This window comes from Vibrio sp. 947, from assembly GCF_033339115.1.
GTDB classification, from domain to species: Bacteria; Pseudomonadota; Gammaproteobacteria; order Enterobacterales; family Vibrionaceae; genus Vibrio; species Vibrio alginolyticus.
Genome location: NZ_JAWOTX010000030.1, coordinates 1 through 25,574, shown reverse-complemented (window position 1 = coordinate 25,574; position 25,574 = coordinate 1). Strand labels below are relative to the sequence as shown.

29 protein-coding genes are annotated in these 25,574 nt (G+C 45.3%); 21 read left to right on the top strand and 8 right to left on the bottom strand.

Translation table 11 applies throughout. The annotated features are described in order from the left end of the window. The first annotated feature begins 39 nt into the window (after nucleotides 1-39). A complete protein-coding gene (locus R7Q39_RS25230) occupies nucleotides 40-372 on the top strand; it encodes a hypothetical protein (RefSeq protein WP_318077020.1) in 333 nt (110 codons plus the stop codon). A 23-nt stretch (nucleotides 373-395) separates the two neighbouring features. On the opposite strand, the gene R7Q39_RS25225 is transcribed toward R7Q39_RS25230, so the two are convergent. From R7Q39_RS25225 to R7Q39_RS25205, 5 genes are all read right to left on the bottom strand, one after another. Next, nucleotides 396-1,313, bottom strand: coding sequence for a ParB/RepB/Spo0J family partition protein (locus tag R7Q39_RS25225; RefSeq protein WP_318077019.1), 918 nt, complete (start codon nucleotides 1,311-1,313; stop codon nucleotides 396-398). Further along, the gene (locus tag R7Q39_RS25220; protein WP_054579117.1) at nucleotides 1,310-2,083 is read right to left on the bottom strand and encodes a ParA family protein; all 774 of its coding nucleotides are present in this window, start codon (nucleotides 2,081-2,083) and stop codon (nucleotides 1,310-1,312) included. The genes R7Q39_RS25225 and R7Q39_RS25220 overlap by 4 nt, the downstream gene beginning before the upstream one ends. Before the next feature lie 3 nt (nucleotides 2,084-2,086). Beyond that, on the bottom strand, nucleotides 2,087-2,326 hold the full coding sequence (locus R7Q39_RS25215; protein WP_017634062.1) for a hypothetical protein: 240 nt from the start codon (nucleotides 2,324-2,326) through the stop codon (nucleotides 2,087-2,089). A 455-nt stretch (nucleotides 2,327-2,781) separates the two neighbouring features. Further along, nucleotides 2,782-3,207 (bottom strand): hypothetical protein, encoded by a 426-nt coding sequence (locus R7Q39_RS25210; RefSeq protein WP_213963484.1) that lies wholly within the window; start codon nucleotides 3,205-3,207, stop codon nucleotides 2,782-2,784. Nucleotides 3,208-3,245: 38 nt separating this feature from the next. Continuing rightward, nucleotides 3,246-9,965 (bottom strand): SNF2-related protein, encoded by a 6,720-nt coding sequence (locus tag R7Q39_RS25205; protein ID WP_318077018.1) that lies wholly within the window; start codon nucleotides 9,963-9,965, stop codon nucleotides 3,246-3,248. A gap of 381 nt (nucleotides 9,966-10,346) precedes the next feature. Here R7Q39_RS25205 and R7Q39_RS25200 point away from each other — a divergent pair, with 381 nt between their 5' ends. Both R7Q39_RS25200 and R7Q39_RS25195 read left to right on the top strand, forming a co-directional pair. Beyond that, nucleotides 10,347-12,020 carry a portal protein gene (locus R7Q39_RS25200; protein ID WP_050550056.1) on the top strand — a complete coding sequence of 558 codons (1,674 nt, stop codon included), beginning with the start codon at nucleotides 10,347-10,349 and terminating at the stop codon, nucleotides 12,018-12,020. Between the two features lie 13 nt (nucleotides 12,021-12,033). After that, nucleotides 12,034-12,987: a hypothetical protein gene (locus tag R7Q39_RS25195; RefSeq protein WP_318077017.1), complete on the top strand. Its 954-nt coding sequence runs from the start codon at nucleotides 12,034-12,036 to the stop codon at nucleotides 12,985-12,987. Between the two features lie 91 nt (nucleotides 12,988-13,078). On the opposite strand, the gene R7Q39_RS25190 is transcribed toward R7Q39_RS25195, so the two are convergent. Continuing rightward, nucleotides 13,079-13,432 carry a hypothetical protein gene (locus tag R7Q39_RS25190; protein ID WP_136976906.1) on the bottom strand — a complete coding sequence of 118 codons (354 nt, stop codon included), beginning with the start codon at nucleotides 13,430-13,432 and terminating at the stop codon, nucleotides 13,079-13,081. 549 nt (nucleotides 13,433-13,981) lie between these two features. Here R7Q39_RS25190 and R7Q39_RS25185 point away from each other — a divergent pair. Together R7Q39_RS25185 and R7Q39_RS25180 are read left to right on the top strand one after the other, a co-directional pair. Beyond that, nucleotides 13,982-14,899 carry a hypothetical protein gene (locus R7Q39_RS25185; RefSeq protein ID WP_318077016.1) on the top strand — a complete coding sequence of 306 codons (918 nt, stop codon included), beginning with the start codon at nucleotides 13,982-13,984 and terminating at the stop codon, nucleotides 14,897-14,899. Nucleotides 14,900-14,988: 89 nt separating this feature from the next. Next, a complete protein-coding gene (locus tag R7Q39_RS25180) occupies nucleotides 14,989-16,065 on the top strand; it encodes a replication initiation protein (protein ID WP_054577229.1) in 1,077 nt (358 codons plus the stop codon). 1,801 nt (nucleotides 16,066-17,866) lie between these two features. Here the strand turns inward: R7Q39_RS25180 and R7Q39_RS25175 are convergent. After that, a complete protein-coding gene (locus R7Q39_RS25175; RefSeq protein ID WP_318077015.1) occupies nucleotides 17,867-18,100 on the bottom strand; it encodes a hypothetical protein in 234 nt (77 codons plus the stop codon). Nucleotides 18,101-18,392: 292 nt separating this feature from the next. Here R7Q39_RS25175 and R7Q39_RS25170 point away from each other — a divergent pair, with 292 nt between their 5' ends. The 15 genes from R7Q39_RS25170 to R7Q39_RS25100 all read left to right on the top strand — a co-directional run bounded on the left by R7Q39_RS25170 (nucleotide 18,393) and on the right by R7Q39_RS25100 (nucleotide 24,269). Further along, nucleotides 18,393-18,671, top strand: a complete 279-nt coding sequence (locus R7Q39_RS25170; protein WP_213868158.1) for a hypothetical protein — start codon at nucleotides 18,393-18,395, stop codon at nucleotides 18,669-18,671. Beyond that, a complete protein-coding gene (locus R7Q39_RS25165) occupies nucleotides 18,646-18,948 on the top strand; it encodes a helix-turn-helix domain-containing protein (protein WP_017634072.1) in 303 nt (100 codons plus the stop codon). Before R7Q39_RS25170 ends, R7Q39_RS25165 begins: the two co-directional genes overlap by 26 nt. Before the next feature lie 3 nt (nucleotides 18,949-18,951). Beyond that, nucleotides 18,952-19,443 (top strand): single-stranded DNA-binding protein, encoded by a 492-nt coding sequence (locus tag R7Q39_RS25160; RefSeq protein WP_033905415.1) that lies wholly within the window; start codon nucleotides 18,952-18,954, stop codon nucleotides 19,441-19,443. 3 nt (nucleotides 19,444-19,446) lie between these two features. Continuing rightward, on the top strand, nucleotides 19,447-19,746 hold the full coding sequence (locus tag R7Q39_RS25155; RefSeq protein ID WP_033905414.1) for a hypothetical protein: 300 nt from the start codon (nucleotides 19,447-19,449) through the stop codon (nucleotides 19,744-19,746). A gap of 139 nt (nucleotides 19,747-19,885) precedes the next feature. Beyond that, nucleotides 19,886-20,038 carry a hypothetical protein gene (locus tag R7Q39_RS25150; protein WP_318077014.1) on the top strand — a complete coding sequence of 51 codons (153 nt, stop codon included), beginning with the start codon at nucleotides 19,886-19,888 and terminating at the stop codon, nucleotides 20,036-20,038. Beyond that, nucleotides 20,010-20,222: a hypothetical protein gene (locus R7Q39_RS25145; RefSeq protein ID WP_318077013.1), complete on the top strand. Its 213-nt coding sequence runs from the start codon at nucleotides 20,010-20,012 to the stop codon at nucleotides 20,220-20,222. The genes R7Q39_RS25150 and R7Q39_RS25145 overlap by 29 nt, the downstream gene beginning before the upstream one ends. 2 nt (nucleotides 20,223-20,224) lie before the next feature. Next, nucleotides 20,225-20,953 carry a VRR-NUC domain-containing protein gene (locus R7Q39_RS25140; protein ID WP_318077012.1) on the top strand — a complete coding sequence of 243 codons (729 nt, stop codon included), beginning with the start codon at nucleotides 20,225-20,227 and terminating at the stop codon, nucleotides 20,951-20,953. Between the two features lie 26 nt (nucleotides 20,954-20,979). Next, nucleotides 20,980-21,678, top strand: coding sequence for a hypothetical protein (locus tag R7Q39_RS25135; protein ID WP_017634077.1), 699 nt, complete (start codon nucleotides 20,980-20,982; stop codon nucleotides 21,676-21,678). A 149-nt stretch (nucleotides 21,679-21,827) separates the two neighbouring features. After that, nucleotides 21,828-22,067 (top strand): hypothetical protein, encoded by a 240-nt coding sequence (locus R7Q39_RS25130; RefSeq protein ID WP_318077011.1) that lies wholly within the window; start codon nucleotides 21,828-21,830, stop codon nucleotides 22,065-22,067. Then, complete coding sequence (locus R7Q39_RS25125) at nucleotides 22,046-22,369, top strand: HU family DNA-binding protein (RefSeq protein ID WP_318077010.1); 324 nt, start codon at nucleotides 22,046-22,048, stop codon at nucleotides 22,367-22,369. The genes R7Q39_RS25130 and R7Q39_RS25125 overlap by 22 nt, the downstream gene beginning before the upstream one ends. Further along, on the top strand, nucleotides 22,369-22,665 hold the full coding sequence (locus R7Q39_RS25120) for an HU family DNA-binding protein (RefSeq protein ID WP_158159308.1): 297 nt from the start codon (nucleotides 22,369-22,371) through the stop codon (nucleotides 22,663-22,665). The genes R7Q39_RS25125 and R7Q39_RS25120 overlap by 1 nt, the downstream gene beginning before the upstream one ends. Next, nucleotides 22,658-22,900 (top strand): hypothetical protein, encoded by a 243-nt coding sequence (locus R7Q39_RS25115; protein WP_237306696.1) that lies wholly within the window; start codon nucleotides 22,658-22,660, stop codon nucleotides 22,898-22,900. Before R7Q39_RS25120 ends, R7Q39_RS25115 begins: the two co-directional genes overlap by 8 nt. After that, nucleotides 22,878-23,516 carry a DNA N-6-adenine-methyltransferase gene (locus R7Q39_RS25110; RefSeq protein ID WP_025558929.1) on the top strand — a complete coding sequence of 213 codons (639 nt, stop codon included), beginning with the start codon at nucleotides 22,878-22,880 and terminating at the stop codon, nucleotides 23,514-23,516. Before R7Q39_RS25115 ends, R7Q39_RS25110 begins: the two co-directional genes overlap by 23 nt. Nucleotides 23,517-23,530: 14 nt before the next feature. Then, nucleotides 23,531-24,016, top strand: a complete 486-nt coding sequence (locus tag R7Q39_RS25105) for a hypothetical protein (RefSeq protein WP_318077009.1) — start codon at nucleotides 23,531-23,533, stop codon at nucleotides 24,014-24,016. Continuing rightward, on the top strand, nucleotides 24,009-24,269 hold the full coding sequence (locus tag R7Q39_RS25100; RefSeq protein WP_042522713.1) for a hypothetical protein: 261 nt from the start codon (nucleotides 24,009-24,011) through the stop codon (nucleotides 24,267-24,269). The genes R7Q39_RS25105 and R7Q39_RS25100 overlap by 8 nt, the downstream gene beginning before the upstream one ends. Before the next feature lie 211 nt (nucleotides 24,270-24,480). On the opposite strand, the gene R7Q39_RS25095 is transcribed toward R7Q39_RS25100, so the two are convergent. Further along, entirely contained in the window at nucleotides 24,481-24,801 is a 321-nt protein-coding gene (locus R7Q39_RS25095; RefSeq protein WP_318077008.1) for a DUF2623 family protein, read from the bottom strand. 364 nt (nucleotides 24,802-25,165) lie between these two features. Here R7Q39_RS25095 and R7Q39_RS25090 point away from each other — a divergent pair, with 364 nt between their 5' ends. Next, nucleotides 25,166-25,531, top strand: a complete 366-nt coding sequence (locus R7Q39_RS25090) for a PAS domain-containing protein (RefSeq protein WP_318077007.1) — start codon at nucleotides 25,166-25,168, stop codon at nucleotides 25,529-25,531. Nucleotides 25,532-25,574: the final 43 nt, after the last annotated feature.

Here is a 25,574-nt window from a genome sequence, read left to right as displayed (position 1 = left end):
AATTGTCAAATCTGGCGTTTTTGCATTTGGGAGTAGGGGATGTTTACTATCAGGCATCGTTATCACTACGGGCTAATCGACATAAACGAAGACGGCGTTGCCGATGGCCATTCAGTCGCAGGGAATGAGATCCCCGCTTTAAGGAAAGATGGCGAGTATATCTACAGGCCATTTAAAGGGGCGTTAGATAATATCTATCTACTGCATGTCCAAAAGGTAAAGCTGGTGAATATCGTCGCTTATTGCGATGACGAACTAGGGCTATTTGGCTGGCAAGACGTGCCACTCGATCACTATGTGGTTGGTGTCTACCGTGACGGCGGGCATTACGTCCTAACGAAAAACGGGCAGCTAATTAGCCACCCGCTTTAAAAAAGTTTTCGCATGCGAGAACTTTACACGCGATAACCCACTAATTGAGCTTCACCAACTGGCACTTGCTCAAGTTCGCCATCATCAAACAGTACCGTTAGCTTGTCGCTATACTTACCAGATGCGAACACCAAACCATGACGGTCATTAACCATGACACAAATACTGGTAGGCTTTTGGTTTGCCGTAGGCTTTTTGCTTACTGGTGTCTTATCGGTCTTTTCTGCTTTCTCTGGTTTGCTAGGTTTAGGGGTAACTTCCACCTTGCTATCTAGCTCGCCAGTGCGCAGTTTTACACAATCTTGGCGTGTTAGCTTCTCGCCGCTTTCCAGCGCTTCACGAACGCGCTCAGAGTTATCGACGGTTGCTTTGCGTAGTTCGTTGATGGACTCTACATCACCAATAATCCCTTTTTGGAATGCTTCCAAAACAAAGTCAGGGGCTTTAAGCACATTTAGGTATTTCGAAATGTAGCCGTCTGATTTGCCAAGGCGCTTAGCCAAGCCACGGTTATCCAGATTGTGCTTTTTCTTTGCTTGGTCAAACGCCTTACCCAACTCGATTGCCGTTAAATCTTCACGTTGGATGTTTTCAATAAGCTGGCCAAAAATATCGCCCTTTTCACGGACAATACATTCAACGTGAGTCAGCTTGTCGCTCAACATAGCGGCGCGCCAACGTCGTTCACCCTCTTGGATTTTGTATCCCTTGCCATCGAACGGGTAAACAACGACAGGTTGAATTTGGCCGTTTTCTTCTAGGCTTTCGCATAACTCAAGTAGTGATTCATCGTTAAATTCTTCACGAACTTGCTCAACTGAATACAAAGAGTCTTTAGGGATAGCCAGCACTTTCGCTGCATCGCGGATTTCTACCGCTGATTCATCCAAGAGATTATCTAGGTCGCTAAGCTTGATTCGATCTCTTAAGCTTTTGGTCATGCTGTCACCTCTACCATGCGCTTGCAAAGCTCATCACAAACCGCTGTAAAGCCGAATTTATCAGCCGCTTTAGGGTTGGTTTCAATCAGTGCTTTGCCTTGGTTTAGAGCTTCACTTACGCGCGTTGTTTTAATCAGTTTGTTTTCAAAAACTAGGTTGCCGTACTCTTTACGAAGTTCCGCTTCCTGTTCGCGCTGGTCGTTTGTAATGTTGGCTTCGATAAGGTTTAGGACAATGCCTAATACTTCCAAGTCAGGGTTCATTCGACGGATTTGGCGCGAGGTCTTAACCAGCTCATTAACGCCTTTGATCGACATTTTTTGTGCTTGGCTAATGATAAGTAGCTTACTGGCCACAAGTAGCGCTGCATGCTGTAGCGCGTTCGCCGCTGGTGGACAATCGATAAAGATATAGTCGTAGTCGTCTTTGATAAGGTCGATAGACTCAGCCACGTTTAAGATTTGTGATTGAGTAATGTTACCCATGCGCTTATCGCCGCCAATAACGTGTACGTTTTCGCTGACTTCGAAAGGTTTAGCCTTTACTGGATTTTCAAAAAGGTTGTAAGCGTTGTGTAGGCAGCTCGCAGATGTGTACTCTGGATTCTCGACCATTTCCGGTGCGATTGAACCGCCTAAGTTGTTTTGTGGGTCAAAGTCCAGGAATAGACATTTGTTGCCTTGGCTAGCGATGCTAATGCCAAAGTTGTAAGTACAAGTTGTTTTACCAACGCCGCCTTTTTGGTTGGCAATCGCCATGATAATGCTCATTAATTAATTTCCTTTGCTGGTGGAATTTGTTTGCTGTTTTGGTTTGCTCAGTGCTACCTCAAGATCCTCGATATAGCACTGAACTACGTAATCAGTTGTACCGCCGCCGTGCATTGCTTTGTAAATGGCAGTGTGGCAAGGGCTTACACCCTTAACGCCATCAATGAGCTGCTTGGCTTTTCTGGTACTTCCTGCCTTTTGGACTAATTGATTTAATCTTTCGCATCGTTCCTTGGATGCCATATCAATGCCTCTCGATTGTTGTCACTGGCAACAGGCACACACTATACGTTGCCAGTAGCAACAGCACAAGAAAAAAAAGTAACAAACAGAACCGATTGCACAAGTTTTCGCATGCAAGAACACTAGATAAATTGTGAGATTGATTCCATGTGTTTTCGCATGCGAAAACTTTTTGACAATTCTATTACTTAACTAGGTTACAAAGAGCAGCGTCAACAGGCATAAGAAAGGAAAAGCACCTAGTTGCATAATTCATTGTTTTTAATAAAAAATACTGAAAAACCTGTTGTATATGAAAATTATTTCATATACATTAAATTACAGATAGGCGGCAACAAAACTATTAGGGGTAGGATTGATTGCATCAAAGCTTATCTGTTCAACGTGCAATCCCCGCCATTTGTTCAGTGGCGGGGTTTATTTTTTCTATCTCAAAAGTTTTCGCATGCGAAAACTTAACGCATCGATTTGCTGTTAACACTCCACGCTTCGAGATTTACGTCCTCGATAGAATATTCAAATTCTTCATCATCGACGTAGTAGGTATGTAGGTTTGCTTGCCAGCAGCCTTTATCAACTTGCTCTTGCTGGTACGCCCACGCAGCACACAACAAAATCGCAGGGTCTTCGAAATTGAAGTGTTGCTCTGTGATCACTTCTGAATCGCTGCCAAGGTCATAACCATGCTTGGCCATGAGCGATTTAACCGCCCACCAATAAGCGCCATAGTGACGGTACATGAGCGGATTGGCTTTAAGTGTTTTGTAAATGCCATCTACTTGAGCTTGGATAAATGCTTCTTTGCTTTGCGCTGTTTCTAGCGCCTCATCGAGTAAGGGCTGTAGATCTTCAACGGTAGGCAATTTCACTTGGGTAATCATTGTTGTCTCCAAAAAGTTTTCGCATGCGAAAATTTGAGTTAGGCAGCTTCGGCCATTGTGTTATGAATGGTTAATAGCGATTTCGCTAGCAATTCCAAATCCGCTTTCGCAGAGATAAACCACCAGCCGCCATTAAATTCACTGCTTGCGTTTGATGCGAAGTCAGCGCCGTACTCGGCCTTAGCTTCCTTGTCACCAGCGAACATCACTTTAAGCGAACCTTTAAGGCCATTGTTGTCCATCAAACCAATGCGCTCGTATGGCTCTACAACAATCTCTTTTCGGTTGCGACCGCGCTTAGGCTTCCAGCTAATTGGTGAAGTCACCATTTTAACGTCGATGCCAATGCCTGACATTAGTTCGCTAAACTTCTCGATGCTCTCTACGTTAATGGCAGAGATATTATCGATCTTCACTTTCTGCGTTTCGGTCACTTTAACCTCGGCCTTTTCCGGCTTATCCGCATTTAGGTACTTCTCGATAAATTCCTCACGCTGTGCGCTGCGATAAGTGAATAGCGAACCATACGCACCTTTCATGCGATTCAATGACCAGTCATCCGAGAAGATTAGGCCATCACCGGATAGGAACTCACGTTCGCCAATAGCGTGTAGGTCGGCACATACCTTAAGCATGGTTTCTTGTGAGTTTTCGCCGTAAATCGCATCGACCTTTTTCAGTAGGTGAGTATCGGTCGTTGGTTTGTATTGCGTCATCCAGTACGCGATCTGTGATAGACGTTTCGCACGGTCAGGGTCGTTAGCCACCAGCTTAGTGAAGTCAGCGAATAGCTTATCTTCCAGCTCTGTGCGGTATTCGCTAGAGCGTTCGGTCAGAATATCGGTGTAACGAGTGAACTCACGAGCCGATAGGCGGCGCGCTTCGTGTGCGTTGGTGTAACCTGTCCATTTCAAATTGCTTAGATGGTTATCTAGCTCTTTAAGGAAAGTAATAGACGTTTTGTAAGTCGTCTCTGCTTTCAGTAGCGCTTCTTGATAAAGCTCAGGGTATTTTTCCTCGAATGCTTTGATCTCAAGTGTCACCAGTTCAACAACTTCCTGTTCGCTCACTTGGTTGCCGTTTTCCATCGCCTGTTTGTCCCAATCGCTACCGATAAAGAAACTTAGAATGTCGTGTTCCAACATCACGCGACCTTTATCTTCCAATTGCTTGGTTACTTGGTCGAGTAGGGCTTTCACGATCGCTTTATCGCTCGCATCTGGATAAATCAGCGTTTGGTCTGGTTCAACATCCAATCCCCACGGCGTAGAGAATGAGCCGTCAGCATTGCGCACCAAGCAACGGCGGCTGTTACCGTAGGCTTTCATTTTCTTTTCTGCAACCAGTTCAAAGAACGTCTCACGGTCAAACGTATGAGCGACTTCACTTAGTGGTACACCTTGGAGCGCTTTTGCTTCTAGCGCAGCTCTATCCTGATTCACTGGCGCAATTTCAATGATGCGCTCAACAGGTAGATCGACATAGTTGCGTGACGCTGGCTCGCCGTCCATTTCAGTAATAAAGCCGTCCACCGTGCCAGATTTACGGTCGAAGTTGGTGATCATGATTGTTGCTTTTGAATCGTACTCGGCGCTCCAAGAACGGCTCTTAACTTCGGCTTTGTAGGTGTAGCCATTACGCACAATCACACCATTACGAACAATGTATAACTCTGGATGAGTTAGGAAGTCAGGGTAATCCTTTAACACACCGTCATTGATGGCCAGCTCCATTGCTGGTTTCAATTTCTTGATGGTATCGCTCGCTTTGTCGCGGTTTTTGATCGCTGCCTCATAGGTTTTGATTTGGCTTTCTAGCGCAAACAGTCTGCCTTTGGTGCGTTGGTAGTTTTTGTGCTGCCAACTGCCGCGCTTCTCGCCCTCTGCACGTAGGCGATCTTCTTCCACCTCTTTGCGTAGTGGCTCTAACTTCTCGCGTAGTTCGGCCAGCTCGCCCTCAACCGCACTCACATCCAAAGCAAGCATTTGGGTAGCTTTGATGTACTTGCTGACGTTAATACTTGCTAGTCGGCGTTCCTCTAATTTGCGCTTGCGCTCAGCTTGACGCTTAGCCGCTTCGATACGGGCTTTCGCTTCTTCTGGATTTGCTGCCAGCATGATTGCAGTTTCGTCGGCTGCGTCTGCATCGGCGTTCGCAATGTACTTTTCATCACCTTTGAACATTGTCTCAATCCAAGTGGCTTTGCGTTGGATTGTGGCCAAGCGGAAATCATCGAATGAGCCTTTCGACGTGTAGTAGTGAACGTTCACGCTGTTTTGTTTAGAGCCAACACGCGCGCCACGGCCATTACGCTGTGTGATACTCATTGGAGTCCAAGGTAGCGTTAAGTGGTGAATATCGGTTGTGCCATGATGCAAGTTGATGCCGACTTCGCCTTTTTTATTGAGGATCATGAATTTGTATTTCGAGGTGTTGTAAGCATTGGCCATTGCTTCCAAACCCGCTTCCTCATCGTCCTCAGTCGCTTTAGAGCCTTTCTTACCCGCAACGGTATCGCTGTTCAAAATACCGATTTCAGACAGCTTACAACCAACAAAATCCGCAATGATTCGCGCGACTTTCTTGTGCTGTGTTTTTTCTTCGGTAAAGACAAGCTGCTTACCGCCAGCCAGATAAATCTCGCGCGCGTTCTCAAGGAACTTGGCGTACTTAGGGGAGACAGGGTGCGTAAATTTCAACTTGGCCTTGTCACAAATGTTTGTGAATCGGTCATCAAGTTGCTGGTGGAGCTGAACCACGCAGTGATCGCCCTCGACCTTAACGCTCTTATCAACCTTAACTTGGATTTTGCTTAGCTTAACCGTGCCGTCTGGTGCCACATCCTCAAAAGCGACCGTGACGGTATTTGGTAGCTTAGCTACTGCCGCCTCAACCTCTTTTTTGTTGTCCTTGGCGAATCGGTAGGTAACACGCTCATAGTACAAATCAAGGTCTGTACTTACCTTGTCCATTTTACGGATTAGGCCGAAAACCGTGTCGTTAGGGTATTGCTCGACAATCTCTTGGTTTTCGTCTTTGTCTGGATTACTGATTGCGTCAGCGCGCTGGCGTAGTTCCTCATATAGCGCTTCCTGTTCGCCATTCATTTGGACAACGCTTTGCTGGCTAATCAGGTCAGGAATGTGAACGTTGGCACCAACGGATTTAGCATCCTCGATCGTCATGTAGCGGTTAACGATGTTTCGAAGTGCGTCTAGGTTTTGGAATCCGAGTAGGGCTTCACGCTGTTCAACTTCGCCCGAAATCTTAGTAACCAGCGCTTCGCCAGTCTTACCAAACATGCGGATAAAGTCGTCGCTGTCAAAGATCCCCATCTTGGCAAACGTGTCTGCCGGAATGATGTGGGACAGCATATTGAACATATCAACAGGGCTGTTTACGGTTGGCGTAGCTGTTAGGAAGTAAACGCCTCGACCGTCATTGCGAGCCTTAATGACGTTGTTCTTAAGCTGCATATCGATAGCGCGATCGGCTTGCGCTTGGCTAGGCAAGAATGCCAGATTGTTTCGGTATGAGCCGCCCTTGTACGAGTTGCGGAAATCATGCGCCTCATCGACCATAACCGAATCGAACAGCAAGTCCTCAAAGTACGGTAGTTCTTCGTTTTTGGCCGTACCATCGTCAGCATATTTCGCTTCAAAGCGCGCGTTCTTCGCTTGATCTGTGTGGCTTTCCGCTTCCTGAACTAGCTTGCTTGAACCAGCAATCAAACCAGCATCGCGCATTTCAAGCACGTTGGCCGAAATCGTGTCCGGCTTCAATGGAATGCGGTTGTACACGTCTTTTGTCATTACCACGATGCGAGCGGTTGACTGTGTAAGCTGGTGGAGCTGTTCTGCTACGCGCTTGCCGTTTGTGTCTACGGTCAGTTTGGCGCGCAAGATAGGGTCGCCTTTCTTGTCTAACTTCGGTTCGCCCGTTTCATCTAATACCGGTTCCCGAATGATTTTTCCGTCATCGTCTTTGTGAACTTCAAGGCCGATAAATACCTTGTCAGATAGATTGCTTTCACCAAAGAACAGGTCAGACTCATAGAACCAGTTCTCTAACACGGATTTAGGAACAACGATGGCCACACGGTTGGCGCGTTTGGTTTCTAGGTTGTGCTGCACGAGGCCAAGGCCAGTGAGCGTTTTACCCAAGCCAGTACCAAAGGCAATAATGCCGTTACCGTCTGCACTGTGACGGCGAATCGTTGAGTTTTGGTAAGGTAGGAACTCAATCGCACCAGATACGCCATTTAGCGTTAGTGGTGAGTCATCAAACTCCGGCTTAATCCAACCGTTAAACGTATTGTTGTAAACCTGTTCCAAGTATTCTGAATGGTCAGATGATGCAATCCATGTGGAAAACTCATCATCGAGGCGGCGCATTTGTTCACGGATAAGTGATTTATCTTCGTTCTTACTACCGCCACGAACCGCACCATAGTTGATGTACGATTCAATTTGACGCTCAAATCGCTCATCGCTGTTCGCTGCTTTACCTTTCACGCCATTACGAGTTAGGCCATCAATCCATTCGCCATCACGCCAACGGTAGCCAGTAAGGTATTGGCCGGATTCGCTTTGTACGAAATCCTCAAAGCCGTCCTTATCCTCGGTAAAGTCGCCCAAGATAAATTCCGTGTAGCCACGGTCATGCAGGAACTCAAGCATGATGTTTTTAGGAATCCACTTATCGGTAAGCTTCATCTTCACATCGGCAATCGAGATCTTGTTTCGCTTAGATTCGATGGCTTGGATTTGGCGCATGATGTTAGCTTTCACGGTATCGCTGGTGGCCGATACTAATTGTGCGGTCAGCTGATCCATGCGCTTACCGACTAGGCCAGTCGTCGCTTTATGGAATGCCGTCACCGTGCCGTCAGGGTTTACCGCTACCTCATCCATGTTCGCTAGGTAATCAAGCAACTGCTCATCGCTCATCGCATCGATACCGCTTGCGGTGTAATACGTGCGAACGTCATGCAGTGTCAGTGTGGTTATGCCTAGTTCACGGTCACATAGATGGAACACGTCACCAATGCGAGACGAACGGTATTGAACGGTCAGCTCACGCTTAAGGTCGCCTTTGAGTAGGTCAGACAGTTTGCCCTTAGAATCGATCGATGAGTGGTAGTAATTCCATGCAGAGACGTACTTCTCGCTTAAGTTGCTTAGCGCTTTCTTCGATACCTTAGAGCCGCCCATTAGTGCGTTCAGCTCTAACACTTCGCCGCTTAACTTCACGCGATATTGTTCGGTCTGGAAGTCCTCCGCGCCCATTGCCATGTTGGCCAAGTCGCTATTGGATGTCGTTCGGCTACCAGCAACCAGCGTTGCAAGTGTTTGAACTTTCATGCCAAGTAGAATGCCTTTGTAAGCGTGTTCTTGGCTTGCTTTTGGCAGCTTGGCAATCTCGCGCATTAGGGCTTTAAAGTCGTCATGACACAAGTAACCGTAATCTTCGAAAAGCTTGAGCGCTTGGCTGGCCGATAGCTTAAGCATCGATTCAGTAGAGTAGGTGATAGAACCGATCTCATCGGTGTTATCTACGCCATAGGTCGCCTTACTGATAACGCCTGTTTTCGCATTGCTTTCAGATAGCTCCCATTCGCCATTAATCATTTCGTACTGCTGGCCATTGCGGAAAATCGTGTCTCCATCGGAGTATTTCGCGCTCACTGGCTCGCTAACCGCTTCATCGAGTAACATCCAATCAATGCGACTGTCAAAGCGGCGCATTAACGACTCTTTAATATCATCGTTAGAACGGTTGCCACGCTTCACGACTTTGCGCGCAAACTTACCTACGCCCTCAACAGTCTGTTCGCCGTTGATGAATTTCTTACCCTCGCGCTCGAACCACTTACCTTTGAGCCAAGTGTCCCAAAGTACGTTAGATTCAATCAGTGTGTCGCGGTCGGCGCTATCAATCAGTGCTTTCGCTTGGTCGCTGTGTTTGCGCCAGATAACAAGGTCAGTTACTACGCCCGTATCAGCGAACGTGCCCGTTGGTAGTCGGTGCGCGCCCAAAAACTCCGCTTTAAGCGCGAGTTGTGTACGCCACTTCTCAAGGTTTTTCGCATCACAAATACGAGTTGGCAGCACTAGGGCAATCAAGCCACCAGCTTTCGCTTTATCGATAGAACGAGAAACGAAATACTGATCGGCGTACTTAATGTCTTTGTACGCTTTGTCTTTCATCGCGCTAGCGTCTCGAACACCATAAGGCGGGTTGCCGATCACTAGGTCAAAGTCGCCAATGCCAGGATTAGTTGCTACCGCTTCGAATGCCGATTGGATTACATGGTCTTCGGGGTGAAGAATTTGGTTGATGGCCGCTGAGGTCTGATCCATTTCTACCGATGTAGTCAGGGTGCCTTTAGGTTTGGTTTCGCTAAATACGCCCACGCCCGAACTTGGTTCAAGTACGCTACCGCCAGTAAAGTCATAGGAACGAACTGCATCCCAAGTCGCGCTCGCCAGCCATTTGGGCGTGTAGTATTCGTTGGTGGAGCCACCGATACCGCCAAAACCTGTGTAGTCGCGCAGAGCTGCTTTATCTTCGGGTGAAACGTTGGAGTAGTCGCCGTTGTACTTGGCGAGAATATCTTTGGCTAGTTGGTTAGCCTTAAGGCGCTGGTGGCCTTTTGGAGTGTCGCTAATATCGACAGCGAGCAAGGCTTCAAACTGGCGTACCAGTTCATCGATTGTTGTCGCCTGTTCAATACTGCGGGTTAAATCAGTGTTCATTGAACGTGCCTTTTATTCTTTGGATAAAAGCCAAAAAAAAAAGTCGAGCTTTCGCCCGACTTTTTCCTTTCCTATTCCCCATCCCAAAAAAACGCCACTATCAATATCAATTCAAGTTAATGAATAATCTAAAATATCTAAGGAAGTAGATTTTTAGGGACGAGACAATTATTCCGAACAAGGTTATTATCATCAAGAATAAAAATTAGTGTTTTTGGTGAGTAACCAAGATTCAAAGGCAAGCAATTGAACTTTGACTAAAAAAATTAACGCATAGAAAATCAATGATTTATTAGCGTATTGGTCACGTTGACGCGATGCGCTATCATCCAAGATCATCCCCATCCCTGTAAAAAGCGCCTCAAATTACCGAGGTCGCACATGTCGCAAAACAAGGCATCAATTGGGCTAGCGGCAGCTTTAAAACAAGCGTTCCCTTTCTTTAACGAGAATGACGATAAAGAGAGTGGGATAAGTTTTGAATCTGGCGCTGGATACACAGGATCGCCATTCCACGATCGCGAACACCAATTAGATGAAAGCAACGGCGCTCTGACCAATGACGGTCGAAAAAGCTCAGACCGCTTTTTTCTGCACAAGCTGCCGAAAGATCGCTTCATGCTATATCCGATACTCAAGGAAATGGCCGAGGACAGCACGATTGATGCCGCGCTCAATCTGCACCTTGGTCACGCTCTTTCGGTATCAAACGACAATGGCATGGCTGTGTATCTTCATCCAACCGATGAGAAGTACGCCGAGTACGTAGGCCGTCTTAACCGAGAGCTGCTAACTCCAATCAACGAAAACCTAATGAACTGGACGTATTCAACGCTGGTTTATGGGGTTAACTATGTTCGCCCATACACGAAAGAGGGCGTGGGTATTACTCACTTTGAGGCCAACTACTACACGTTGCCAAACCAAATTCGTGAGTACGAACGTTCGGGCGAGCTAGCGGGATTTACTGCGGAATATCTACAAACCCGAGCGAACGGCGAACAGGTACGCCTTGCCGAGCCTTGGGCGCTTATCCCACTAAAAATGCCAATCTGGCGACCAGATATGGATATACCGCCAGTTAACTACACTGGCCAGCGCTACTCACTTTATGACGATGCGTATTCACGCATGCCAATCGAGACGCAGAACTACGGCACATCCATTCTTCTGACCTGTTTTGAGGCTTGGTCGATGCTTCGCCAGTCCATTGCAGCGCTCGGCGCAAGTCGTGTGAATGCTTCACTTATCGATCGCATGATAGCGGTAAACACTGACGGCTTAGATGCGGCCGGAGCTGCGGAATACATCAACATGGTCGCTGACCAGATGAAGCAAGACCGTCAAGAGGTAGTAGACCGTTCCCGCAAGCTAGGTTTCATTCCAACCGTTATCAACACGCTATTGCCATTTATGGGCGGCGCTAAAGGTGGCTTGCAGATCGATACCTTTACCACTGACCCGAATATCTCCCACATCGAAGACATTATGTTTCACCTTAAACGCTTAGCCGGAACGCTTGGCGTAGACCCATCCATGCTTGGGTTTGGTGATCTTCTTTCTGGTGGACTAGGCGAGGGCGGCTTCTTCCGCACATCGATTCAATCTGCACTACGCGCCAACCAAATCCGCGCAGCCGTGGTGGCGTTCGTTAAGCGCGCTATCGATATTCACACCATCTACCGAGACGGCAAGGTGTGGAACGATAACGATATGCCATTCGAGATCCGCTTTAACTCTCTCAATACCGCTATTGAGCAAGAGAAAGCCGATGCAATGGAATCTCAAGCGAACTACGCAACCATGCTGGCCACCGTGCTTGACCTTATCGAGCAATCCCCAATCGGCAAGTCTCCGAAACTCAAAAACCATCTTTACACGTCCGTTGTTGGCCTCGATTCCGAGCTGGCCAATGAAGTCATTTCCGAGCTCGCGGCTCAAGTGGCCAAGAACGACAAAATGATGGAATCCATTGGCATGACTGACCAAAGCGAAGCGGAACGATTCGTTAGAGACGTAGTTCTCGACCTACTAACCGAAATCCAAAGCCATTAATGGAGAAAAGAAAGTGACAGCAAAAGCACTTAAACAAGTATCCGACCGTTTCAGCCTATTCAATGACGGTCGCAAGCTTAGCGCCAACAAGCGCAATTACATCATCAAAGCCGTGCAAGCGATGATCAACAGCCCACGAACTCAAGAGCTACTACGACTAGGCGAAGCGTATGGTTACTATGGCCATCAATCCCGCCAACGCGCTAATAAGCTCTCAATCGGTGAAACTGAGGTGATCATGATTAATGGTCGTCCGGTTGTGGTAGAAAACGTGCCATCTAACCGCACAGTCTCTATCACCTGTTCAGATGACGGTATTGTTGAACACACTCAAGAGTTTTTAGCTACCGATACAGGCCGTATCGCTTTAGGTTTGCACAATAGCCGTGCTGGTGGTTGGAGTTGGGCGACTGGTGGCCAAGATACACGCGAGGCATCGATCACGACTTCATATCACGGTATGGACTACGTGTTGCAGCCGAACTATATCAGCCTAGACCATCCGGCCATGATGATGGAAAGTGCGAACAGCAAGCAAATGATCCTCAAATCGCTACAGGAACAAGGTTTTGATGAGGAATCCGCGCGTAATATCTACGCGAACATGACTCAACAGACCAATGTTGAGCTTGTCGGTGATCTTACTAACCAGCTTATGTACCTAGAAAGCGTGAACGCAGAATTGCGTGAACAGGTAGAGCAAAACGCTAAGGCAACCTCGATGCTGCTTGATGTTGTGGACTCTTTACCTATCTATGTAACCGATGCGCAGCGCAAAGCGATCGCCAACATGGCCACCAAGGAAGATCATCAAGTGGTGCGAGCTATGTTTGAGTCGCTAGGTTCCCGAAAAATGGCAGCTTTACCGACAAATAGCTACGTTCCAGTAGAGCAAAAAGTGAGTGTTGCGCCTCAAATTAAACAGCAATTCGTAAACTTCGGATCTTCATCACGAAAATTCCAATAAGTTGATCAATTAAAAAGCGCCACCAGCGATTAGTAATTAAGTACAAAAAACACTCAATTAAATCGAAAATACTGGTGGCCAATTCGGAATTTTATAAATCACTAGGCGCGACAGGACGCAAATAGAGTTTATCTTTCTTGAAGTGCGTTGGTCGCCAGTCCCAACCAGCGATAGATACGCTATCTCGCGCGCCAGCAATATACGACACTGATCGCAACACATTGACACCCTTATCAAAGTTAATCGCCTTATCGGCCTTTAGAACGAGTCTACCGTCTTTTTGGCTATGCAAACCAAAGGTGCAACCTGAGATTGTTACTAACAAATCCAACGGTAGCGCTGGTGCGTTCTTTTTCGGGAACTGACGGCGCTTAAATTGTTGTTTTAATTGGTTAACTTGAGTTTCCAATTGCTGTTCAGCACTTAGTGGGGGAGTAAATTTCATCACAGAGTTATCCACAAAATTCGGTGTGTTCGGAATACTAACACGTCCAAAAGGAGTTTAAATAGATAAAATTTTTGGTAAACTCTAGCGCCAGATGATAACGCACCTTGTTCGGAATCGCTTTGATACAGGGACTTGTTTAATCAACCATTTACGATCAATAATAGGGGAGTTTTTCTGTAATTAGATCATGGCGATACCGTGATAGAGAGAAAGTGATTCGATTTCGGGCAACAGAAAATAAAAAAGCCCGCTTTGGCGAGCGGGCTTTTTTACTGCAATCGAGCTTTAAGCGGCTAACTTAAAGCGTCACGACAAACGAACTTAAGGAAAGTCATTATGCCGTAATGAATTAGACCGAAGCCTAATCAGGCGAGACATTTAGTTGGCGACTAATGCCTCAAATGGTTAGTAATTAGTTTAACAGTTTAGATTGAGCATCAATCTCAGCGAACGTTAACACAAATTACACCACACTAAAGCAGGTGTAAGTATAACGTTCAAAGAGATCGGTGGCAAATTTTTACGCCTTTTTTTTGATTAAATTTTATGCAAAACACACCGCTTTTACTGCATCCTTGCTACTGGAAGTCAGGATTCAGAACCCAAGCCTCCAATATCAAAGCCAATAAACCGTCGGCACAACGTAAACTTGCTTGCCTACTAGAAACTATCTCAAGCCATATTCTTAAGCATGGCCATACCTGCTTTGCATCAACTACTCGATTGGTACAGGTCTACAACGAGAACTGCGATCGCTATGATTGTCGTCCAACCACTTTTGACACTCTCAAAAAACAACTGAAAACAGCAGAAGACTTGAACTTAATTGTCCGAGAACAGAAGCCAAACAATGCAACAGGTCAGAATCTACGTCACATCACTCTATGCGTAGACGCCATCCAAGAAATGTTCGCTGGCGCATACAAATACGCGCTACAAGCTGCACAAAAGCGTTTTAATAGACAAAAACGGCACTCAGGGGGGGCTTCTGTGGAAAAACCTCTTGAGGCCAGTGCTGACAAGGCTTGCGAGCAATCAGACAAAAACAAAAATGGCACTATAAATACAAAAGATCTCTCTACAGAGAGTAAAAATAAAATTAATAACGGTGTCCCGTCTGATTCTTGGTTTTTGAAGATCTTCAAACGTGACGCTGACGAAGTAAAACAACTTCAACTAGCAGCTAAGCAAGGCCGCCTATCAGCTAATGGAGCTCGTCGTGTTATCAAGCTGTACAACAAGCACCAACAGCCTTTAGCGCCTAAGTTCGTGTCATACCTTAAGTTTGTGATTGCTAGCTGGCACAACAAGGCTGCAAGCGCCGTGAAAGCTAGCGTGAACAAGGTTCGTGATACAGCCACCATGTTAGCAGAGTACATGAACACCATTTCCGAGAAAGAGTCTCAAGGCTTAGTTGAATACTATCGTGACGCAGTCGGGCGAGTACAAGTCAGGTATCTGTAATCACTGCTTGATGTGAGTATTTCTATACATGCGTGACCTAAAATGTGTCATAATTACCTAAATCTTGTTATTTATGGATGTGCATTTGCATGAGTGATGAAGAATATTTCTACCCTGCGGTAAGCGATAACCTCCCGAAACATATCAAAAAAGGCCATCAACTGGTCTTTAGTCGTCAAGATCTATCCGCTAGGGAAGCAGATATGTTTGCGTTGATGATTGCACATATGAAACCAAGTGATTGGGAACAGAAAACACCACACTATGAGTTTACTTCACATCAATTATCAGAGTGGTTAGGTGTTGAGTCTAAACATATCGGTAGCAACTTAAGTCCAGTAGCGAACCGCCTAGCTAGTCGAAAAATCGGGATAAAGGTGGAAACCCCGAAAGGTGATATTGAATTCGACTATAGACCTCTTTTTAAACATATCGCTTATAAACACGGCATACTTACGATGGTTCCTAACGATATGCTCAAACCTGAGTATATTGAATATAATCAAGGATTTGCTCTGATTAATACTCGCAATTTCTTTGAGGTAAAGAAGGAGTATTCTAAGCGCTTGTACGAACTGCTTAGTCGCTTCAAAGACAAGGGCTTTGAAATGCATGCGCAAAAGCTTAGTGAACTGAAAGGAATATTTGGGCTTTTGGACGAATCAGGGAAGCTGAAAAAAGATAAAAGTTCCTTCAAAAACAACAGCGTATTTATGAAACGTTGTATCAGGGAAAGCATTAAAGAACTTTCTGAACACCCTCAGATTAGCAAAGAGCTTCTATTTTTAGAAAGCAGCCAAGGTGATAAGGGTTTTGAGGTTGTAAAGAAAGGTAGAACCATTACTGGAATCAAGTTTCTCTTTCGGTGGGTTAAACTAGGTTCAATTGATGAACTAAATCAACACGATGCTCTTAAGACAATTCGACAACTTGAATTGAAAAGGCTTCAAAACCAAGTCAGACTCACCGAGTCTGAACTAGAATCACTTGCCATCGCGTACCGCTATGTGGGTAAAGAAGACCACGCTCTTAAAGTTGAAGCTAGCTTGTCAAAGCGACACTCAGAAAAAGAGCAACAAAAGCATGATGATGGAATGCATGAATTAGAGTCGTTAATGGAAAAGATAGATACCCTTTCAGAACTAACCGATACACACGATTACTGATAGCTAACAAGTTTTAGGTCATTGGGCTCGATAGATGACATTTTCTAGGTTGAAATGAGCTATGTGACACATTTTAGGTATATGGGAGTGAATTCGACGTGATCATTGACTCGAAAGTAGAAAAAACCGGACAAGACTCCTATACAACCATCTCACACACCTAAAATATGTCATTCAAGAGCAGAAACACCTAAAATCTGTTATCCAATCACCTGATATATGATCACTTTCACCTAGATTATGTAACACTAAAGCCTGTAAGAAGATCACAAACACCTAATAAATGATCAATTAAACCTAGATCTTGTTACTTAAAGACCTAAAAAAAGATCTTTAGACGAGTTAAAATCCATTAAAATCAAGACATTACGTTCCCTATAGATCTTATAGTTCTATAGTTTTCATAGATTGATATAGTTAAATATAGATCTTTATAGCGTATGTGGATAACTGGAAAATCAAAGATTTACACAGTTTCCCACATACACAACAAGTTTTTGTTGTTTGGATGAGTTAATGATCCTAGCTATAGACAACGGCATTCTTCAACGAATAGCGACCGCATTTGTGTGAGTTCTTGACAAAAACACGAATTGACAGGAAATATTAATTATTGGATAGTTGTAAGTGTGCTCTAGAAGCAACAATGTACTTCTAGAGCAGCAGCGTTGGTTAACCGAATAGTGCTTGAATAATAGCTGCTACTAGGTTGATAACAGCTATGGCAAGCTCAATGAGCTTACTCATAAAACCTCCGACGGTTTTGATTGTTGTAGCTATGTAAGTCGTATTAAGTGACTGGTACTCACCTAATGCGCATTACTTGAAGTAAAGCTTTTAGCTACTTCGAGCTTGGATGGTGATTACATAATTACCTCCTAGTTAACTAAAGGTTGGGTTCTTCGAATCCAGCCTTTTTTTATATTCGTTACACCAGCAATGGTTATGGGGGAACGTTGTGTTCCAATCCTTGCTGCGCTGAGTATTTCAGACTCTTAGCCAGTTTTGCAAACGCCCAAACGCCTTGGTCACTCTAATAAGGTTTTGGGGGAACAAAAATTCCCAAGCCCTTATTTACCATTGTTATCAGATAATTCCCCTCTCATAAAGAAACGCTTTGAAAAATATTAATTTCTCTACATGAATCGGGATATGAGCAAGATTTTTATCCAATAATTCATGTTCATTTTTCCTTTCTGCTTGATGCCAACCTCAAAAGAAAGTTGCCGCTTCCAGCAGATGGGTTAGCGCATTCAATATATTGCTGTTAACTCATCTTATCCTGTTAAAAACAAAAATGCTTCCCCGTACAACTTAAGTGGTTAAGCTTGCTATCATTTTGGCTACTTCTTGCCCACTAATTTCCAATTAGCCTAAGTGTTGACAGCATTAAACTCAACTATTTGACGTTGATAAGATGCTAAACGATCTGTCGTCATCGTCACGTAAGGCGTCTGTTTTTCACTATACCGCTTTTTTAAATTGAATGCGTGTTTGTAGGACTAACGGTCGAGTTTTCTTGATGAATCAATTCAAACCAGCTTTCGCGATTGATGCTTTCTAATTTTTATTTTGTTTTTATAACACGACAGTACTTTTATTTTGTTTGGTTGGCTGTTGTTTGTTACTGTTGCTGGTGGGTGTTCTATTAAATTCCGAATGTAAAGCGTTCGATCTATGAGTGGGCGCTTTTTTGTGCCTTAAATTCTTGAATGTTCGGATTAAGTATTGAGGCGGAAAAAAGCTTCGAGTTTCCCCGAAGCTTTCCATTACTCTTATCCCGATAGCTAAACGTATCCGTCTATGCGAGGTGGATTTTATCATCATTCACTTTGAGAAGAGAAGTGTTTAACTTGCTAAGTAGCTTATCTACTGGGATTCTCCACATTTTACACAATTCATTTTGGTTGTTCTGACCGCTCTTAATTGCATTGGCCAAAGCGAAGTCTAAGACGCTGTTCGAGGTGTTGGTCATGTACTCTTTAACGTCTGCTTGGATTTGGTCGTGAACTTTTTTGCTGTTGTTTTCTGACATTTTCTGATTCCTCATATGAGTCTGCTAGCCTGTTTGCTGATACAAAAATCCATCGTTTTGGTTTTTGTGTTAATACTTTTTGCATTGTTTTTTAAGTGAATTTATACTCCCTATAAATTATATTCGTTCGGAATTAAAGGTGGGTGAGGAGATTTCTGAAATTAAGCGATCTCAACTGGAACAACGGCAAAGAGAACGAGACAAAAGCTCACCATCAATCCTGGATACATTCGAGGGCATAGAGCTTACGGACGAACGCGAAGCTCTGGCGAACCGGTTACAAGATGCCGATGTGACATTGGACGACAAACCGGATCGCTGCCCGACTTGCAATGGCACAGGTTACACCAAGTCGTTATTTAGCAAGTGGGAGTGCTGTAGCTGTTTTGGGACTGGTTACGACCTTTCCGATCCGGTTGCCGTTATCAAGTGGCAAAAGCTCTGCCTCGATTGGTCAAAGAATCGGTTACATGAATATCGCGTTGCATTGATTAAGGCGACAACAACCGAGGAAGAACGACTAGCAAGTGAAGTGGAGAGCTTCTATGAAAATGCGAGACGCAAAGACTAAACAGGCCGCTCGAATCCAATCGCTTGAGTATCGACAGCAACGTGCAGCGCGAATCAAGCGAGCGAGACGGCATGCAGATTTAACCATACTCGAAATGAGCAGGTTAATCGGGTTATCACCAGACACTTATCGAAAAATCGAGAATGGCGAGGTGAACCCAAGGGTGCAAAACCTAGAACTGATAGCGGTCTACACAAGTACAGACGTGGGTTATTTGTTCTTTGGTGATGCGATTTCTAACAGAGACGAAGCGGTAAAGAGAGATACCGGAGAATAACGAATGGCTTCAAGAGGCATTAACAAGGTCATTCTGGTTGGTAACTTGGGGTCAGATCCCGAAATCCGATACCTGCCAAATGGCGGCGCAGTAGCGAATATCACGATCGCTACATCCGAAACTTGGCGCGATAAAGCGACAGGGGAGAACCGAGAAAAAACCGAGTGGCATCGAGTGGTGTTGTTCGGCAAGTTGGCCGAAGTAGCGGGGGAGTTCCTACGCAAAGGGTCACAAGTTTACATCGAGGGTCAATTGCAGACTCGCAAATGGAAAGACAAGCAAGGCCAAGACCGTTACAGCACAGAGGTAGTAGTTCAAGGCTTTAATGGCGTGATGCAAATGCTTGGCAATAACCGAGCTGGTGGCCAGCAACAACAAGGCGGTTGGGATCAATCTCAACAGCAATACGGCGAGCCACCAATGGATTTTGACGATGAAATACCGTTCCAGAACGAGTTTCGTCATTACAAGATGCTGAGTTACGTGGCGGCTTGAACGGTGAGTAAGCAAAATTTAGCGTTAGCAACTCAAGACGACTTACTGATTGTATTGCGTCGAATGACCACTAAAGCGCTTATGGAAATGCGCGAGGCGACAGGCGAAACGGATTTTACGGACACACCAAGTGCTTTTTATTTCAGTAACCGTGCAATCGCGGCAGAAGTAAACGGGTGTTCGGGTCATGTGGCCGAACTAATCCAAGACAGCTACCTCGACTACGTTCACAAAGGTAGCGAAATACTGGTTTGGCTGGATGACTTAGAAGAACGCCTAGAGCGCTTTGCTAACCAAGAATAAAACACTTTAACCCTATTCCCTTATCCCAATTTTTGAGTAGTAGAGAAATTGCCCGATGAGCGATGTTTTTACTGTAGAGCTTCCTTGGTGCGCCAGCTATCCAAGATGACTCAACCTATTGGGACGTGCTTGGAACGCTATGGAAAGCGCAAGGCTCGCACCAACATCAATGTGTGTGGTCGTCCCTGTTTACGTGCCCGAGACGCAACAAGCACAAGGTGATGAAATCGTCAGAGCGCAAGGCGTTCGCCAAGCTACCCAAGGTGATCACGGCCTACCGAGCTATCAATGACGAATCCGAAATCGAAATCGAAACCGCACTTTGTTGGACGCTATCTGAGGACATTGCTAAGCGTGTTTTCTCGCAAGGTGGCCGCCGCAAAGTGGTAGCTAAGCAATTCACCAAGGACGAGGTATTTGCCTACTTTAACCGCCGTAAGGAACAAGAGATTTTAGTAACACAAGGGCTTATCTAGTTATGGCCAAGGCACCACGATTCGATCACTCTTTCCTCGCAAACCAAGTCGCCAAGCGCAAGAAGTGGAAAAGGAAAGGCGTGAAAGCTGGCCACGGTGGCGACTTCAATATCGATGCAGCACTTAACGAGATTAACCGTTCTGTTAATCACATCATCAATCCGGTATCGATAAACGTCCCTAATACCGCGCTGGTGGACAAGTCGGAATTGCCAGCTTGGCTTATCCGTATTCTTGAGAAAGACAATGACGTTGCGCGCGCTGCAACACAGAAGAAAGTGGAACTGGATTCACCACACAAAACGCGCCTTGCACAAGGGATTAAGCGCCCGAAAGAGTTTAACGACACGAAGCTGGCCGAACACTGGTTACAGGTTCGTTTGTTCTACACGTTAGAGACGCAGTACAAGGACATTTACCCGCTGGTTTTCTCAATCCCTAATGGTGGCTACCGAACACCTAAAGCGGCTTCGATGATGAGCTATGAGGGACAAAAGAAAGGTGTGCCGGACATATTCTTTCCTATCCCGAGAGGGGTATATCATGGCTTCTTTTTGGAGGTAAAAACGGAAAAAGGTCGCCCAAGTAAGGAACAACAGGAAAAGATAAAAATGTTCCAAAATCTAGGGTGTTACGTGGTTCTGGCCAAGGGGTTTGATGAGTGTATTTGTCAAATTAATAGCTATCTCCAATTGCCAACATTTGATAACAAAACTAGACTAGCCGCATAAGTATATAAAAAGGGCTTAGTTATCTCATGTTAGCGAGTGAATATCACAGCATTGGCCAAAAGCCAGTTGATTTAGACGTGTTAGAAGCAACAAAGGTAGTCCGTAACTTCCTATGCGATTACCTTTACTATGACAAGTTGTTGCTAAGCTATGCTCCCGCAGGGGAATTTGGTAGCGCTCAAGCGTATCGTTGGCTTACTGGTGGTCATATTTGTGACTACGATGCTACTGGCGACACAATTGCACCAAGAGAGAAGATCAACTATCGAGTCATTAGAATGCTATTCGATGCTGGTCTAATCAAAGTAAAAACCAACATCCGAACGCCACATACTCGCTGCGTTATCTTTGAATGGGTTCGAGACATTAAGAAATATCGTCGTGAAATCCTCCGTACTAAAATCTTTGGCGAGAATGTTTACCTCACTAGCGCAATGATTGATGCTACAGCGGCACAATATGGTCTGACCGTGACGTTTGTCGGTGCGAGAGGTGTCTTTGAGATATTGGATGGTAATGGCAACTCAATCCCGAACGGCCAAGCCAAGAACACTTACATATTCATGAATAGTGTTGGTGAGCCAGTAGGCCGACTACGTGATATGTCCTATTGGGAATGGGAACAATACTTATACGACACAGCGACACGCGCCAAGCTGCGCAAAACGCCTCTCAAAGTTCGTGATGGCATGCGCAGCCACTTTTCGGAGTTCAAACGAGCTTAACGCCAATCCTTGATCATCTTTCCACAAATGCCGCCTATATGGGCGGTATTTTTTTGTATTAAAAACAGAAATCGTGTTCGGAATATTTACGGCGTGTTCGGAATGATTATAATCGTCTCATAGCAGGACGTAAACCCAAGAAAAACGCCTTGAAACCTCAGCAGCGCTGGAATCGTCATCTTGCCAAGATGGCTAGGTTTGACATTAAACGTCAATACTATCGCGCCAGCGCGACACAACGAGAGCAAATTAGGCGACTCCAAATAGAACTTGGCTGTAGCAGTCGAGAAGAACTGGTTCTTTATGCCATCAATCTTCTAGGCCAACAGCACGGAATTTATCTGAAAGATATTCAAGAGGACTTAGCGTGTCTAAACAAAAAGCCGTAGGTAAGCACGAACTGATCTCAGCAATGAAAAAAGAAACGGGCGCATCACGTGAAGAATGCGAGCTGGTTTTTGATGCCTTTATCGAAGAAATCTCAACTCAAACCATGATTGAGGGCAATGCTGTATTGCTTAGTGGTTTCGGTACGTTCGCACCTCGCCTTAAGAAAGCGCGAGCTGGCCGTAATCCAAAAACGGGAGCACCAGCGATTGTAGCTGCGCGAGACAAGCTGACTTTTAGTGCATCGGATGTATTCCGCGATGAGCTGGCAAACAAGGTAAACGAGATCAAGGGGGCACATTAATGAGCACACGCTTAAACCGAACTGACATTGAAAGAAACATTTCTAAACGCCTTGGCTTAAAGCTTACTGGTGATGATGCAGAGCTGGTGGGCGATTGTCTGGATGCAATGATCAATCACATTCTGGTTGAGATTGCGAAAGGCCGTGAGGTGCAAATTCGAGGCTTTGGCCGTTTCCGTCACATAGAGCGTGAACGCACAACCATTAATCCGGCGACGAAAGAGCGCTTAGGTGTCAAAACCGAGCACAGCGTATTGTTCTCTGCTTACAAGGGCATGGTACGCGTCCATGAATGATAGCAAGGCAATTGGGCTGCGTGTCTTTATCGGCTCTGTTCGGCTACTGGCCATAACCATTGTGTTAGCGCTGGTGGCTGTTATCGGTATTGGCACATACAGCTTTTATGGATTGGTGGTCTATCCAAAGATAGAGCGAGTGAAGATTGATTTGGACGCAGAACGCATCGAGCGCATTACTGTCGCGGCCAAGAGTGGGGAGAAGTCAGAGAATGGCGCACCTAGTCAAAAGTAAGACCGTCGAGGGCGCAAAGAACAAATGGGCGACTCGTTGGGACTGTTTCTTTGATGCTCAATTCCTCTTTCGACGTGATACCGGAAAAGAGTTTGTTTTAGATGTGGCCGCCGAGCCACAAACCGCCAAGGTGAACCGCTTCTACGTGGCTCCTGACTGGATTAACGAACAGCCGAGTGGATTCCCAAGCCTTAAGCCAAAACACAAGGCAGCTCAGCTCCTAAACCCTGTTTGTGTTGGGTTCGATGGCCTACAAGGCGAATGGGAAGATGGCTGGTGGTGCAATCCCCCGTTTGACCTTAAGTTTGAGTTTCTGGAAAAGGCGCTAGAACAAGCCAGGAAAGGTCGTGACGGCATGATGCTGTTACCACATGAAGAACTCACAACGTGGTGGCTGGACTTGGTTGAGGGCTACGCCACGATGATTTACAAGCCGGATGGTCGTTACCCGTTCTATGAGACAGATGGACACACCAAAAAGCAAGGTGTGAACTTCGGCAGTGCATTAGTGCTCTTTACCGAGAAAGGTCTACAAACACCATCCATGCGCTTTAACCGTAAGGTTGGCAGAACGCACCTTACTGGTATCTATGAGCAAATCGCTAAAGTGGCTTAAGGGAGTGAGCTACTATGAGTGTTCAATATCAGGGTCAATCGATGAGCGTGTACCGTCTCGCTCAGTTAACTGGCTATCCAATGACTTCCCTTTATCGCGCGTATCACAAAGGACTACGAACCGGAGAGGAACTACTGGCCGAGGCTACCAAGCACCTTGTGACCTACCAAGGCAAGGTAATGACCGCAAGACAGCTATGCGCCGTTACCGATACCAGTTACCGCAGAGTGCTAAGACGCCTTAAGGCTGGTGTACCCGCTGAAAAGGCCGTAAAGGACAACGTAGACCGCCGAGGAAAGAACTGCGCATCCAAGTTATCCCCTAGTGAAGTTCTACGCATCTATGAGCTGTTATTCACTAAACAGGTATGCCAATACACGCTAGCCGAGGAATACGGGGTACACCAGTCCACGATTAGCGACATATGGCGACATAAACGTTGGGGATGGCTTACTGCTCCGCTTCGATACCAGTTAGAGGGGAAAGCAAGCTATGAGTAAACCAAGGGTTTATGTATTCACGCTTAAGGTGAAGAAAACGCGCCTAGTGACGGTACTTAGATTCAAACACCAATGGTTAGCCTACATGGCCATTAAGCATCTGAAAAAGCGATTCTGGTTTGCTGACCTACAGTTTAGGCAAATCACGACTCTTAATGCGCTCTGGTACTTGTTTTTGATAAAGATTGGCTACTATGAAACACTCAAGAAAGCCACCAGCAAAAAGCGACAGAAACAATCTTTAAATGGGTAAAAAACAAAAAATTAAATACAAACTAATATTGTGATGTGTTCGGAATGGGTTTAGTATTATTCCCATAGGACAGTGACGGATACGACTTCCTATACGGTGCGCTTGTTTAATAAGGTTGTGCAAGCGTTGTAGGGTAAAACCTACAGGCTCCCAAAGAGGGCAAAGGGTTGATCTTCGAAAGAGGGTCAGCCCTTTGGTCTTCGGTATAGGGTTAATCTTTATCGAAGTCTTCGAGCTCTGCCTCTACACCATTCTCGAACCATTCATAAGTGGCATTATCTGTAGTCTTTAGAATGTCATCGAGGACAATGGCCTTGATAATATCCCTAGCAACACGGTATCTAAAAGCAAGCTTTCCTGACTCGTATGCTGCTCTCTTTATTCCATGCTCCATGCTAGCTACGTACGATGCATATCCAGCAATATAACCTACAGCATAACTCTGAGGTTTTTCGCTCATAGCAAGCCCTGATACAAGCGTTCCAGCTGAGTAACCATCCTTTTTCCCTAGCTCAAACTGTGCGTCGTCCATGCTAAATCCTTAATTGTTTCGGTTGAGATATTAGGCAATGCTATCACTTATCTATTGTTGCCCCAATCGAAGTGCAGAGAATACATAATGTTACTCAAAGCATGAAAAGTAGAGAGGTGCCAATTTCAGCAACAAGCTTGTTTGTAAAGGTCAGCCTGGAAGCCAAATCGCTTGGGTCATTAGGATAATTAAGTATACTGCCCACAATGAGTGCCGTAGAAAAAATAACCTGATAAGCTCACGCTATTAACTAGATGTGGGCTGGTATGCAATGGAATTTTGAATACGTTCGTGCTTATCAAGGTAATGAAAATACAAAGAATAAAATGTGAATTAGCGTTGAAGCTAATTAAACGAGAGAGTCATGTTTTTCAACAAATCGCTTCAGAAAGAAAACCAAAGATTAAAGCAGGATTTACATAGACTGCAACAGATCCATAGCAGCTTAAATGAGGAAATGCTTTGTTTAACACTCGATGGCAAAGGTTGTATTACTTCAATAAATACTAATTTACAGCAACAAATGCTGTTAAATGATGCTGATGTTTTAAATAAGTGTATTTCAGAATTAGTGCCACCTAACGCGCGAGGTACAGAGCACTTTCATAGGATGAGACGAGCTGTTCAAGATAAAGCGTTTTGGAATGGCGCATTACAGGTTCTTAAAGGTAATGGTGAGGAGTCGTGGCTGAGAACGGCACGGAAAAATCATGAACATCCCCATCAATAAAGGCTTGCTAGCACCTTCAATAGGTACTCAGAATCCATGGCAC